This is a genomic window from Rhizobium sp. SVR5-2C, assembly GCF_056755115.1.
The window spans coordinates 1-513 of the sequence record NZ_JBNDHT010000328.1 but is presented as its reverse complement, the minus strand read 5'-3'; the positions used below and the strand labels follow the sequence as shown (position 1 = coordinate 513).

The following is a 513-nucleotide window of genomic DNA, read 5'->3' as shown; positions in this document are numbered from 1 at the left end:
GCCCTCATGCTGGTCAGCTTCTTCGAAGACGACATCGACAAGGCCTTGCAGGCCGGCGCGGCCGCCTATGCCATCAACCCCAACGACACCGACGTTGCCGGTGAGTACGGCTTGCGGCTGGCGATGTCCGGACGATGGCAATCCGGCTGCGAGCTGGTGTCCAGCGCCGTCAGCAAGAACGCCGGCCCCAAGGGATATTACGAGGTCGGCATGGCCTTGTGCGCCTTCATGAGGAACGACATTCAGGCCGCCGAACTGTGGTCCCGCATGTCCGATCTGCAATATAATCCCATGCATCGCCTCGTGCTCCTGTCGATCCTCGGCGCCGCCGGGAAGACGGCCGACGCCAAGCAGCAACAGGATTGGCTGGAGGTCCACGCACCCGAGTTGATGCACAACATCCGCCGGGAAATCGCGCTTCGCCTGCAACGGCCGGAAGATCAGCAGAAACTCTTCAGCGGCCTGCGCGCCTCGGGCATCGCCATCGACCCCGCACCAGCGCAGTGAGGACCG

General features: G+C 63.9%; 1 pseudogene. It reads left to right on the top strand.

The features are described from left to right. Nucleotides 1-507 (top strand): annotated as a pseudogene (locus tag ACPYOI_RS35945) (hypothetical protein); the annotation flags it as partial. Nucleotides 508-513 lie beyond the last annotated feature (6 nt).